The sequence below is a fragment of the Clostridium sp. CAG:265 genome, assembly GCF_000436575.1.
GTDB lineage: Bacteria > Bacillota > Clostridia > Clostridiales > Clostridiaceae > Clostridium > Clostridium lentum.
In genome coordinates this window covers 1-12,274 of record NZ_FR886630.1, presented here as the reverse complement: position 1 = coordinate 12,274, position 12,274 = coordinate 1, and the positions used below count along the sequence as shown (strand labels likewise).

11 protein-coding genes, 1 pseudogene and 1 other annotated feature are annotated in these 12,274 nt (G+C 28.3%); of the genes and pseudogenes, 10 read left to right on the top strand and 2 right to left on the bottom strand.

The features are described 5' to 3' along the window. The first annotated feature begins 82 nt into the window (after positions 1-82). From Q5O29_RS08595 to Q5O29_RS08585, 3 genes are all read left to right on the top strand, one after another. Entirely contained in the window at positions 83-1,048 is a 966-nt protein-coding gene (locus Q5O29_RS08595) for an Ig-like domain-containing protein (protein ID WP_022212547.1), read from the top strand. 160 nt (positions 1,049-1,208) lie between these two features. Beyond that, on the top strand, positions 1,209-3,230 hold the full coding sequence (locus Q5O29_RS08590) for a lipopolysaccharide assembly protein LapB (RefSeq protein ID WP_022212546.1): 2,022 nt from the start codon (positions 1,209-1,211) through the stop codon (positions 3,228-3,230). A gap of 134 nt (positions 3,231-3,364) precedes the next feature. Then, positions 3,365-4,558, top strand: a complete 1,194-nt coding sequence (locus Q5O29_RS08585; protein WP_022212545.1) for an acetate/propionate family kinase — start codon at positions 3,365-3,367, stop codon at positions 4,556-4,558. 129 nt (positions 4,559-4,687) lie between these two features. On the opposite strand, the gene Q5O29_RS08580 is transcribed toward Q5O29_RS08585, so the two are convergent. Next, positions 4,688-5,860: an AI-2E family transporter gene (locus Q5O29_RS08580; protein ID WP_022212544.1), complete on the bottom strand. Its 1,173-nt coding sequence runs from the start codon at positions 5,858-5,860 to the stop codon at positions 4,688-4,690. A gap of 229 nt (positions 5,861-6,089) precedes the next feature. On the opposite strand from Q5O29_RS08580, the gene Q5O29_RS08575 reads away from it, so the two are divergent. The 3 genes from Q5O29_RS08575 to Q5O29_RS08565 are packed head-to-tail and all read left to right on the top strand — an operon-like array spanning position 6,090 to position 8,271. Beyond that, entirely contained in the window at positions 6,090-7,178 is a 1,089-nt protein-coding gene (locus tag Q5O29_RS08575; RefSeq protein WP_022212543.1) for a ribose-phosphate pyrophosphokinase, read from the top strand. A 30-nt stretch (positions 7,179-7,208) separates the two neighbouring features. Then, positions 7,209-7,400: a hypothetical protein gene (locus tag Q5O29_RS08570; RefSeq protein ID WP_022212542.1), complete on the top strand. Its 192-nt coding sequence runs from the start codon at positions 7,209-7,211 to the stop codon at positions 7,398-7,400. 16 nt (positions 7,401-7,416) lie between these two features. Continuing rightward, the gene (locus Q5O29_RS08565; protein ID WP_022212541.1) at positions 7,417-8,271 is read left to right on the top strand and encodes a DUF6734 family protein; all 855 of its coding nucleotides are present in this window, start codon (positions 7,417-7,419) and stop codon (positions 8,269-8,271) included. A 51-nt stretch (positions 8,272-8,322) separates the two neighbouring features. On the opposite strand, the gene Q5O29_RS08560 is transcribed toward Q5O29_RS08565, so the two are convergent. After that, positions 8,323-9,003, bottom strand: coding sequence for a DUF624 domain-containing protein (locus Q5O29_RS08560; RefSeq protein ID WP_022212540.1), 681 nt, complete (start codon positions 9,001-9,003; stop codon positions 8,323-8,325). Positions 9,004-9,427: 424 nt separating this feature from the next. Between Q5O29_RS08560 and Q5O29_RS08555 the strand changes: the two are divergent. The 4 genes and pseudogenes from Q5O29_RS08555 to rplT all read left to right on the top strand — a co-directional run. Beyond that, positions 9,428-10,066, top strand: a pseudogene (locus Q5O29_RS08555) (hypothetical protein); the annotation flags it as partial. A 186-nt stretch (positions 10,067-10,252) separates the two neighbouring features. Next, complete coding sequence (locus Q5O29_RS08550; RefSeq protein ID WP_022212538.1) at positions 10,253-11,287, top strand: trehalase family glycosidase; 1,035 nt, start codon at positions 10,253-10,255, stop codon at positions 11,285-11,287. A gap of 142 nt (positions 11,288-11,429) precedes the next feature. Beyond that, positions 11,430-11,573 (top strand) — a sequence feature (ribosomal protein L20 leader region). Positions 11,574-11,628: 55 nt separating this feature from the next. Continuing rightward, entirely contained in the window at positions 11,629-11,826 is a 198-nt protein-coding gene (gene rpmI / locus Q5O29_RS08545; RefSeq protein ID WP_022211151.1) for a 50S ribosomal protein L35, read from the top strand. A 25-nt stretch (positions 11,827-11,851) separates the two neighbouring features. Further along, positions 11,852-12,211 (top strand): 50S ribosomal protein L20, encoded by a 360-nt coding sequence (gene rplT, locus Q5O29_RS08540; protein WP_022167232.1) that lies wholly within the window; start codon positions 11,852-11,854, stop codon positions 12,209-12,211. Positions 12,212-12,274 lie beyond the last annotated feature (63 nt).

Here is a 12,274-nt window from a genome sequence, read left to right as displayed (position 1 = left end):
CTATATTAAAAAATAAAAGTTGGTTTAAAGGGGATGAAGGTATTTAAAGCAGGCTTAATTTTAATTTGTGGGAGGAATAAGAATGAAAAGAAAATTAATTTTAATGGCAATAATTGCTTTTAGCGGATTTTCAATAGAAGCCAATGCAGCAGTAAATGATGAAGCCTTATCTAATGTGCAAAATAAGATGATAGAGTATATTAATAATTACTCATTTAGTAATAATGCCGATGAAAGTGCAACAGAAGGTACAACTAATAATACAGTTGATTTTAATTGGAGCGATTATGTAAATAATGCAGGTAATGTTTATAAAGATGCAGTAGAGCAAATTGTAAGTGAACTTCCTGAAATAACTGTTCCTGAAACATCAGTACAGTCCCCAGAAACTTCAGAAGCACCAGATATTTCTGTTACACCAGACATTACAGAAGATTCAGGTAGTATAAATGAAGATGTATTAATACAACCTTTTGTAATTGATAATATATTAAGGATTGTTCATGTAGGAGAAAGCTATACAATCAATGTATTACATTCACCTGGTGAAGTAGTATTTACCAGTAGTAATCCAGAAGTAGCTACAGTTGATGGAAATGGAAATGTAGTTGCTATAGCACCTGGTAAAGCATATATTACAGTTTCTACAGCTGATAGTTGTAGAACTAGAAAAGCAGTTGTAAGGGTTTTAGGAGAAAATGAACTTCCAGATGTTGATTTACCAGATACTGATAACGATATTAATATTGATACTGACATTAATATTGGTAATGATAATAACATTAATATAGATATAAGTATAAATAAACCATCAGGTAATTGGCCATCAATTAATTGGCCAACAGGCGGAACAATAGGCGGAACAACAGGTGGAACAATTGGAAGCTTAGGAAGTGCTAATAAGATATCAACTACACCTACAACATTAAGTAGTACTAAGGGAACATCAACTTCAACATTGCCTAATACTGGTGCACCAATACCAGTGGAAGCAATTGGGGTACTATCATTATTAGGTGGTTTAGGAATTTATAAGAAGAGAAAATAATATTTAAAAGAAGGATCTAGTTTAGGTCCTTTTTTTACGTAAAAAAACTTTAACTTTAATGTTTTTTATAGTAATAAATAAAAATTAATTAATAAAAGAAAAAGTTGTAATATTATGGTACAATAAATGTGTATAATATAAAATTTAGTGAGGTATTTAGATGAGTTTATTTAATAAAATATTAGGGAAAAAAGAACAGGGTACAAAAACTAATGAAGAAATTAAAAAAAAAGATGTAAATGATTTAAATGTGAAGAAGATTAATAGCTCCACTGATAGTGGAGAAAGTAAGATAACAAATATTTCAATAGATAAATCTTCTAAAGAAAATGTAAAGATGATGAATATTATTGACCAAAATGGAAAAAGAATACAGATTACTATGGATGAGTGGAGAGAAAAAGTTCTACCAATTGCCTTAAAAAATCATTGGTATAATGCTAATTTGTTATATAACGATGTACTAAAGGCAATTCAAAACAATTTTATAAGTGATGTGGAAGATGCAGCAATGCATTTGAAAGAAATAGATACAATAAAGGAAAGAGGTTATAATACATTAGCAATAATTTATTTAAAAAATAAAGAGTTTAATAAAGCTAATGAATTATTATTAGAATATCTAGAAAGTAATCCAAAGACAGGAACAATACTTACTAATTTAGCTAAGAGTTATTATGGAAAAGATGAAAAAGAAAAGGCAATGGAAGTTTTATGGGAAGGACTTACTATTAATCCAAATCAAAACAACGGTCTTCCATGGTATGCATCTATATGTAAAGATAAAGATGGAATGGAAGGATATATTGATGCGTTAAGAAGAGCAAGTGAAATAAATGGAAGCTGGCTTCCACAATTGCTTTTAGCAAGACAACAGTTAAATGAAAAAAATATTGAAGGTGCCAAAGAACTTCTGAAAATTGCTTTAAGTGAGGGGCATTTAACACAGGAAGCATTACTTGTAATTTCAGGTGAATTAGGTGCTAAAGGTTATAGCAAAGAATTAATAGAGTTAATTGAACCAGTATATGATTTTAATAAAAATGATATTAGAGTAGGTTTAAATTTATTACAAGCGTATCTTCAAAATAAGGAAATACAAAAAGGTGAAAGTTTATTAAATAAATTGATGATGTTAGAAAGAGCAGATTTAAAAAATGTATTACTTAAAATATCTAATAAGTTCGATAAGCTTAAAGTGGAAGAAAAAGTATCTACAGCAAAGAAAGACGTACAAATAAATATGATGGTACTAGATAATCCCGTTTGGCAGTATGGTCTTAAAACAAGTAAATGGTTTATAAATAATAAAGAAGTAAAAGGAAATATAGCAGTTCTTCCTTATGCAGATGAAACTGTAAGAGAAAAAGAGATAAGAGGCTATCAAAAAGATAATGAGACAAGTATGTTATCAAGAGGAATTCCTCTATATGTAAGTGAAATGATAAATTATTATACAGATTATAATAATAAAGTGGTAATGCCATTTGTTAAAGATTTCGGTCCAGTTATAACAAATAAACAATATAATGAGGCAGCTCTAGAGGATATAGGTAAGAAAATAAATGCTGATATAGTAATTACAGGAAGTGTAATAAATGCAGAAATAGGATACTTAATAAAAAATATTGTTTATAATATGAGTGATAAGTCATCAAAGAAAATAGAGATGTTCATTCAAAAAGATAATTTTGGTAATAGATTTAACGCAATGATAAAAGAACTAAGAAGTGAACTAGCTGGAGCAGAGAAAAGTAATATTGAGTTTTATAGTCTTCCAGAAGATAAGGAAGTACTACATTATTTAGCGTCATTAGGGCATTCGTTAACTCAAACTTTAATTCAAGGAAAGTTTTTAGATAAAGAGTTACTTTTAGGTGAAAGAAATTTACTTAATTGGTATTTAAATATGGTTATGGCTTATCCAGAAAATCAAGCTATTAAAATGATGCTTGTTTCAGGAATTGAAAAAAGTAAAGAATACGGATCAAATGTATATCTAGAGTTTAAAAAGCAAACTTTAGCAGTGATGATGAAGAGTAAGAATGAAGAAATTAAGAAGAGATTAATACCAGAAATCTATAAGATATATGGTATGGAAAACGAACTTAAAGCATTAAAAGAAAAGTTAACTAATGAAAGTAGTGATAAAGAATATATAGAATGGCTAAATAATATTTAATACTGCATATAATAGTAAAATTGATTGACAATTCTGAAAGATTAGAATAATGAATTATTTTTAATTTCCTGAAATTTATAGTATAATAATAGTTAGGTACAATATAATCATGAAATAAAAAAGGAGTAAGAGAGTTGAAGACATTAGTTATTAATTGTGGAAGCTCTTCATTAAAATATCAATTAATAGATATGAGTAATGAAGAATCGATGGTTCAAGGTTTAGTAGAAAGAATAGGGATTGAAGGCTCTGCTTTAACACAAAAGACACCAGGAAAAGGTAAGCATGTTATTAATACAGAAATAAAAGATCATAAAGATGCAATAAAATTAGTATTAGAAGCATTAGTAAATGAAGAATATGGTGTTATTAAATCAATGGATCAAATTTCAGCAGTTGGACACAGAGTAGTACATGGTGGTGAAAAATATTCAGAGTCAGTATTAATTACTGATGAAGTTTTAAATTCAATAAGAGACTGTATTGCTTTAGCACCTTTACACAATCCACCAAATATAATCGGAATTGAATCTTGTAGAGAATTAATGCCAAATATTCCAATGGTAGCAGTGTTTGATACAGCATTCCATCAAACAATGCCAAAGAATGCTTATATTTGTCCATTACCATATGAGTTATATGAAAAATATGGTGTAAGAAAATATGGATTCCATGGAACATCACATAAATATGTTTCAAATAAAGTTGCTGAAGTCATGGGAAAAGATATTAAAGATTTAAAGATAGTTACATGTCATTTAGGAAATGGTTGTTCTTTAGCAGCAGTTAAAGGTGGAAAATCAATAGATACTTCTATGGGATTCACACCATTAGCAGGAATAATGATGGGAACAAGAGCAGGAAGTATAGATCCATCTGTTATATCTTTCTTAATTGAAGAAAAAGGATATACAATAGAACAAGTTGATGAAATGTTAAATAAGAAATCAGGAGTTTTAGGGGTTTCAGGAGTTTCATCAGATTTTAGAGATGTAAGAGCAGCAGCACAAGAAGGAAATGAAAGAGCACAACTTGCTTTAGATATATTCCATTATAAGATTAAAACTCAAATTGCAGCATATGCAGGTGCAATGGGAGGGATTGATGTTATAGTGTTTACAGCAGGAATTGGTGAAAATGCAGCTTTAGTTAGAAGTGAAAGCTTAAAAGGATTAGAGTTCTTAGGATTCAATTTAGATGCTAAGAAAAATGAAATAGCAGGAGAAATTGGTGAAATATCAACTGACGATTCAAGAGTTAAGGTATATGTTATACCAACTAATGAAGAGTTAATGATAGCGAGAGATACTGCAAGATTAGCACAATAATTTAAAGCATCAAGATAATTTAGTTTATCTTGATGCTTTTTAACATTTAGGATAGCAATGGAAGGAACATATTATAAATTCAGGTTAAAAAATGAGCATCTGTATAAAAATATAACAGATGCTCATTTTTTAAATCTGATTAACCTTTTTTTCATACCAGATGTTAAATAAAACTCTAAAAGAAGCAGCTAAAGGAACAGCTATAAGCATTCCTATAAGACCAAAAGCATTTCCACCAATTATTATGGCAAGCATCGTAAATACTGCATGTAAACCTACGCTTTCACCAACAATCTTAGGAGCTAGCAGATTATTATCAATTTGCTGTACTATAAGCATGGCTATAATAGCATATATTATCTTAATAGGATTACCACTAAGAAGTCCCATAATAGCTGCTAGAATTGTACCAACAATAGGACCCACATATGGAATCATATTACATATTCCGGCGATTATACCAATTACAACAGCATAGTCAATACCTACAATAATAAGAGCAATAGATGATAATACACCTACAAATACTGCTTCTAATAATTGTCCACGGATAAATTTTGAAAATACATCATGAATTATTAAGAATATTTTCTTGGTGTATATGCCAGCTTTAGTTTTCCTGAACACTAAATAATAAAGTTTATTCCATAGTCCAATGAAGTATTCAGAATCTTTAAGAAGGTATATACTTAGAACAATAGCAATTAAAAAGGAAGCAATACTACTACCAATAGACATGATACTAGCAGTCATATTTCCTATATTAGTAATTAAGTAATTTTGCATAGAAGTTATTATATCAACTATGTAAGGCTCTAAAGTATTTAATAAAGGTATATTAAGTGATTTAATAGCTTGAGGAAGAGTGTTGCTAGAAAATGAAGCACTGTTAATATAACTATTAATATCTGAGAGTATATTAGCAATAGTTGTATTTTTAGATAATTGTCCTCCTATCATAAAATATATTCCGCATATTAATGCAAAAATTAGTCCAATTAGTAATACATAGGATAAAACTATAGAAAGTATTCTTCTATTTGATTCTTTCTTTATTTTATATAATTTGTTATCTTTAAATACTTTTTCTAAATACTTAGTTATTGGGTATAACAAATAAGAAATAACTAAGGCAATTAATAATGGTTTAATTAGTGAGAAAAAACTTGTTAATAATGAGAGTGATGTTTTAAATATTAAACCTATATTAGACATTAAATTAATAGCAATAAATATGGATATAACAGTAAATATGACATAAATAGAATATGTGAGTAATTTCTTATCGTAATTTATTTTCATTTTAGCCTCCTAATTATAATAAATATATACATAACTTTAACATAATTAATAAGAATATTAAAAGAGTAAATGATAAATTAATAGAAATTTAATGAGTAATACAATAGAATACTATTTAATAAAAGTTAAAAAAGCATAAAATGCTTAGTATAAAGTATGTTTTAAAATATATAAAAATAGTATATAATTACTAAAGGGCAATAAAGTGATAGAAGAAGGGGTGTAAAAAATGAGCGAAATAAATCATGAACTAGGAATAATTGCTTTAGAAAGTTGTAGAGAACTAGGTGAGCAAGTAAATAAAATTATACAGCAAAAGAGAAATACTGAAGAATCTTTATTAATACCAACAAATGAAATACGTTTTTCAAATGGTGAAGGTAAGGTTAAACTTCCAGAAACAGTTAGAGGAAAAGATATATATATATTATGCGATGTAGGAAACTATAGCTGTACATATAAGATGTTTGGATTTACTAATCATAAAGGTCCAGATGAACATTTTCAAGATATTAAGAGAACAGTATCAGCAATAAGAGGAAAGGCTGCAAGAATTACTGTTATAATGCCTCTTTTATATCAATCAAGGCAACATAGAAGAAAAGGAAGAGAATCTTTAGATTGTGCTTTAGCATTACAAGAGTTAGAAAGATTAGGTGTAGATGAAATATTAACATTTGATGTTCATGATCCTAATGTGCAAAATGCAATTCCTCTATTATCATTTGAAAATTTATATCCAACTTACGATATAGTAAAATCATTAATATCTAATGAAGATACTTTATCTTTAGATAAGGAAAAACTATTAGTTATAAGTCCTGATACAGGGGCTATGGATAGAGCTATATATTATTCTAGCGTATTAGGAGTAGATGTAGGATTATTTTATAAGAGAAGAGATCACTCAACAGTTGTTAATGGAAAGAACCCAATTGTAGAACATGAATATATGGGAAGAGAAGTTGAAGGGAAAGATGTTTTAATTGTTGATGATATGATAGCTTCTGGTGAATCAGTGCTTGATATAGCATTAGAATTAAAGAAGAGGAATGCAAAAAATGTCTATGTTGCAACAACATTTGCTTTCTTTACGGAAGGACTTGAAAAGTTTAATGAATATTATAGTGATGGAATAATTGCTAAAGTATATTCAACTAATTTAACATATATTTCACCAGAGCTTAGAGAAGCAAAATGGTTTAATGCTGTTGATATGTCTGAATTTTTATCAAGAATAATAAACAGGTTAAATTATGGTAAGTCAATAGCAAAATATATGGATGCCACAAGAATAATTAGAAGTTTATTAAAATAGCATTAACATATTTATAGGAGAATATAATTTATGAATAGTAAGTTAAGGTATCCAATAAGATTAGACGATGGTAAGATGATATACACAATAAAAGATGAAAAAGAGTTATTTATAATGAGAGAAGAAAACATAAGAAAGAAACTCTATTCAACAAGTGCAGTAAAAAAAGAGGGCTCAAAAGTAGGGTCTTCTTACTGTTGCTATGGGGTAGAGCTGATATGAGGGGTTAATTTAATTAATGAAGGCATTTCATTCAAACTGGACAGCACCATATTTAATAAATAGTAGCACTTATGAAATGAAGGATTATGAAATATTGATGACCATATTATCTGCATTAAAATGGCGAGAAAAAAATGGCAGTATAAAGATGGTTACTGATAAGACTGGAAAAGAGTATTATAAAAAAATCGGTATAGAAGCTATATGGGATTTAGGTATAGAATGTAAATTAGATGGTATATATGATTTAGTAAACAAGGAGATATTTTGGGCAGCAGGGAAAGTTTATGCTTTATCCATGGAAGATGGGCCTATAGCAATGATAGATACAGACTTTATCGTATGGAAGCCACTAGAGGAATTAATAAAAGAAAGTAGTTTAGCTGTTATTCATAGAGAAGGAATAGATCCTTTAGTATACCCAGATAAGGAATATTTTAATCTTAAGGAAGGGTATAGTTTTGATGATGCATGGAACTGGAAAGTAGAGCCTTGTAATACAGCTTTTGCTTATTTTAATGATAAAAAATTTATCAAGGAATATACAAAGGCAGCCATAGTATTTATGGAGAATGCAAAGGTTGATGACAATAGGATAACTAATATGGTTTTTGCTGAGCAGAGGATAATATCTATGGTTGCAGAAAAGATGAATTTGAAGATTTATGAAATGGAAACAATAGAGAGATTATTAAGCGGAAAGCAAAAAAGATATACTCATTTATGGGGATATAAAAGTACTTTAAATACTAATGAAATTTTAAGAAGGCAATTTTGCCAAAAGCTTATAGCAAGAATTATTAAAGAATTTCCTGAATATAAAAGTATGTTAATGAAAATTGAGCCAATAAGTACAAAATATAATATTTAGTAAAATTAAGAAAGCAAATGAGCGTTGTTAGTCTCATTTGCTTTCTTAATTTTAGTTTTTTATTACATACTGCTGTATCCCAGGCCAACTAAAGAATGAATTGGCAAAGGCAATCAAGCTAAAGCTTAAAGTGAAAATTATAAAAATTGTAAATGGCAATAAAAATATGCTTATTGAAAAGATTATAATAGCTAGGGCAATAGCAATTAAAGTGTTTTTTAATGAAATTATACTTAAAAGGAATGAATTTTTAAAAATATCTTTTAAGGATAATTTTACAGTTGTTAATAAAGGGAAACTGTATATAAATGAAAAGGCCAATAGCAAATTAATAAAAATACAAATAAATAAAGGTACGTATAAAAGATTATTATTAGATGATGCATTAGAATAAAAAATTAAGGAAATAGTTATTAATGAAAATAATAATAGAAAAATTATACCTAAAAGTGAAGATTGCTTCCAATTCTTTTTAAATGATTCCTTAAAATCATAAAATACAAATATATGTTGTTGGCGAGCAATTTTCATAGAAACATTAGTTAAAGCAGCAAAAGAAGCTGGAATGGTGATTATTGGAATAGAAAATAGTAGAAATAAGAAATTAAGTTTTATTAAATTCCAAAATTCCCTAATCAATGTATCTACAAATAAAGCGAAACCAGTCTTTTCAGGTGTATCTTTAGAAACACCTTTACCTTCCTTTTCAAAATTAGGTTTTAAAAATCCCATATAATATACCTCCTAGAAAAAAATGTATATAAATAAGTCTAACATTAATAAAAAATGTATTCAATATTTCCAATATTACCAAAAATAAGAATTAAGATAAATAAATTTATAGAAGAAATAAATAAAGTTCCTACTCAAATAATAGATAGTCTTAAGGCTGAAGTGTAAAGCTTATCACAAAATATATATTTAGAAGTAGAATTTATTTGACAACGATTACTTATGGTGATATTTTATATTTTTAGGAGGCTTTAATTAAAATTTAAAAAATAGTTTAAAATTTTATATAAAAAAAATAAATATGTTAGTATAGAGAAATTTATTTGAATAAATTTTAACATGAAATTATTGGGAGTTGTTTTTATACAAAAAAATCTCCGAAAATTGGACATGTAAATAATCTAAATGAAAATTAGTTCAAACTTATGATTTAACAGATTTTAAATTAACTTTAGAATTAATATTTGTTTCTAACAGAACTGCATTAATAAGAACTAAAATTGATAATAAAACAGATAAAGATTTAAATTTAAACTTAGAATGGACAGGAAATATATTTAATCAATTCAAAGAAAAATAAGGTGGCCAAGTATATAAATTAGGACAAAGCTTACAAGCTACTGAAAATGGAGTGCAAGTCAACTTCTCTAAAATTAGAGAAACTTGGAGCTACTTCTCAACAGAAGAAACTAAATTTGTAGTTAATTATGAAGGTGAGACTAAAACTATAGTTGAAGGAAACTCTTATAAAACAAACCTTATAGCTCCAGTAGTTATTAAGTCAAATGAATCATTTACAACAGAGGAGTTAAATAAAGAGCAATCAAAAATTCAAGATATGTTTAAGAATTCAGAAAAATATTTTGAAGAAAATAATATTCGTTGGCAAGGTTACTTAGATAAGACTTTTGCTAATATAAAAGGGAATAATGATAAAAGTTATAAAAATGCAGCTATAAAATCTATTGAGACATTAACTACTAACTGGAGAAGTGCAGCAGGAGATATATTACATGATGGTGTAGTTCCTTCAATGTCATATAAATGGTTTATTGGAATGTGAGCTTGGAATTCAGGGAAACAAGCAGTAGCTACAGCAAAATTTGATGGAGAATTAGCTAAAAATAATATAAGAGCATTATTTGATTACCAAATTAAAGAAGATGATAAATTAAGACCACAAGATTTTGGAACAATAATTGATGCTATATTCTATAACAAAGATGAAGCCAGAGGAGGAGACGGTGGAATGGTTCATGAATTAAATAATTCAAAAGAAGAAATTATATTAGCAGCAGCTTGGGAAAGTGGAATGGATAATGCTCCAAGATTTGATGTTGGAGGATATGGTGAAGAAGATACAGGTATAGATGTATTTGAAAATAAATCTGAAGATGGAAGGGTTTTAGGATATTCTATAAATCAAGAATCAGTAGACTTAAATGCATACCTTTATGCTGAAAAAGGATTCTTAAAATCAATGGCTGAGGTTTTAGGAAAAACTGAAGATGTTAAAAAATATACTGAAGAAGCAGAGTTCGTAAGAGAATATGTAAGTAAAAATATGTTTGACAAAGAAAGTGGATATTTCTATGATTTACAAATAAATGAAGATGGTTCAGAGAAGAAATTACTAGTTAATAGAGGAAAAGGACCAGAAGGTTGGATAGCATTATGGGCTAAAATGGCTACTAAAGAAGAAGCAGATAAAGTTGTAGAAAATATGTTAGATGGAAATAAATTCAATACAACTGTACCATTTGGAACAGCTTCTCAAGATAATCCAAGTTTCAGTGCAAATCAATATTGGAGAGGACCAGTTTGGTTAGACCAAGCCTTATATGGAGTTGAAGCTCTTCAGAACTATGGTTACTATGATCAAGCAGTGACATCTGCTAAAAAGATGTTCAATAATGCTGAAGGATTAATGGGAGATGGACCAATAAGAGAAAATTACAATCCATTAACTGGAGAAGGATTACATACTAAAAACTTCAGTTGGTCTGCATCAGCTTATTATTTAATGTATGAGAATACATTAGAAGGCAATGAAACAACTTCTCAAAAAGGATTTGCTATTCCAACTAATGTTGAAGTTCCTGGGACTCCAGAAGTTGAGGTGAAACCAGAAGTTAAACCAGAAGTCAAGCCAGAAGTTAAACCAGAAATCAAACCAAGTAAATCACTGCCAAAAACAGGTAGTGTGGTTAGTTCAGAAATTTTATCTGCAATAGGTGTAGTAAGTGCAGGTGTAGGTTTCTATTTAAATAAAAAGAATAAATAGTTAATTAGGTATATAGTATATTAAAAATATATATAAGTTAAACAATTATAAAAACAAACTATAAAGGGTTATTTAACTAAAAATTTATATATAATAAATATAAAAAAAATTGACAGGGTGAAAAAAAGATGATACAATAGTGTTTGTAAAGTAGAAACAAGCCGTTTCTCACCTTACGGCAGAGCTTAGTAAGGTATAGAGCTATTGAATTATATCTAGAAAAGAGATATTCTAGTGTTTATAAATAGTAGAGGCGGCTTCATGCTGCCTCTATTTTTTTCATAAAGAGGTTTGCACATATAGATAAGCCAAAAAAACAAAAGTAGAGGGGAGTTACTATCATGCCAAAAATGAAGACACATAAAGGTGCAGCAAAGAGATTTAGAAAGACAGGTACAGGTAAACTTAAAAGAGCTAAAGCTTTTAAGAGCCATATCTTAACTAAGAAAAGCGCTAAGAGAAAGAGAAACTTAAGAAAAGGTGCTTATGTTTCAACTACTCAAGAAAAAGCAATGAAGAAATTATTACCATACCTATAATATTATTACCTAGGAGGAACTAAGAATGGCTAGAGTTAAAAGAGCGGTTAATTCACGTAAAAATCATAAAAAAGTATTAAAACTTGCTAAGGGTTACTACGGTGGAAAGAGCAGATTATTTAAAACTGCTAATGAAACTGTAATAAGAGCATTAAGAAATGCATATGTAGGAAGAAGATTAAAGAAGAGAGATTTCAGAAGATTATGGATTGCTAGAATCAATGCTGCTTCAAGAATGAATGGATTATCATATTCAAAATTCATGAACGGAATGAAATTAGCTGGAATCGACATGAACAGAAAAATGTTATCTGAAATAGCTATAAACGATCCAAAAGCATTTGCTGATTTAGTAGAAGTTGCTAAAGCTCAATTAAGCAAATAATTAAGAAAATAATATAAAAAATAAGGGGACGTCTCATAAATGATTTTTAAATCATTTATGTAG

Excerpts from the sequence above, each read along its gene's own strand:
- Q5O29_RS08595 (WP_022212547.1), top strand. The coding sequence starts at position 83 with ATGAAAAGAAAATTAATTTTAATGGCAATAATTGCTTTTAGCGGATTT.
- Q5O29_RS08590 (WP_022212546.1), top strand. The coding sequence starts at position 1,209 with ATGAGTTTATTTAATAAAATATTAGGGAAAAAAGAACAGGGTACAAAA.
- Q5O29_RS08580 (WP_022212544.1), bottom strand. The coding sequence starts at position 5,860 with ATGAAAATAAATTACGATAAGAAATTACTCACATATTCTATTTATGTC.
- Q5O29_RS08575 (WP_022212543.1), top strand. The coding sequence starts at position 6,090 with ATGAGCGAAATAAATCATGAACTAGGAATAATTGCTTTAGAAAGTTGT.
- Q5O29_RS08570 (WP_022212542.1), top strand. The coding sequence starts at position 7,209 with ATGAATAGTAAGTTAAGGTATCCAATAAGATTAGACGATGGTAAGATG.
- Q5O29_RS08565 (WP_022212541.1), top strand. The coding sequence starts at position 7,417 with ATGAAGGCATTTCATTCAAACTGGACAGCACCATATTTAATAAATAGT.
- Q5O29_RS08560 (WP_022212540.1), bottom strand. The coding sequence starts at position 9,003 with ATGGGATTTTTAAAACCTAATTTTGAAAAGGAAGGTAAAGGTGTTTCT.
- Q5O29_RS08550 (WP_022212538.1), top strand. The coding sequence starts at position 10,253 with ATGGTTCATGAATTAAATAATTCAAAAGAAGAAATTATATTAGCAGCA.
- rpmI (WP_022211151.1), top strand. The coding sequence starts at position 11,629 with ATGCCAAAAATGAAGACACATAAAGGTGCAGCAAAGAGATTTAGAAAG.
- rplT (WP_022167232.1), top strand. The coding sequence starts at position 11,852 with ATGGCTAGAGTTAAAAGAGCGGTTAATTCACGTAAAAATCATAAAAAA.